Annotated in this window: 1 pseudogene; it reads left to right on the forward strand. The window is 56.7% G+C overall.

Annotation, left to right across the window (positions count from 1 at the left end):
* Positions 1–270, forward strand: a pseudogene (locus AC0L2P_RS32365) (calcium-binding protein); the annotation flags it as partial.

Raw genomic sequence — 270 nt, forward strand, 5'->3', positions numbered from 1 at the left:
TCGGGTGGATCCGCCACCGAAATCGCAACCGCCGGGTTCAATCTGGCTGACGTTCAGTACGTTTCGCTGGTCAACGCATTGCCGGATGGCATGAAGGGGCTGGTGTATCTCAATGAGCACGAGGGCGTAACCTCATCCTTTATCGAGAAAATGACCCCCTTCCTTGGCAATCCGAATGTGTTTGGGTTCTATCTGGTTGACGAACCCGATCCCACCGGCAGGTGGGGCACCTACGCAACCGCTGAGAACCTGAAGGCGGAATCCGACTGG

Source organism: Mesorhizobium sp. WSM4836, assembly GCF_055811815.1.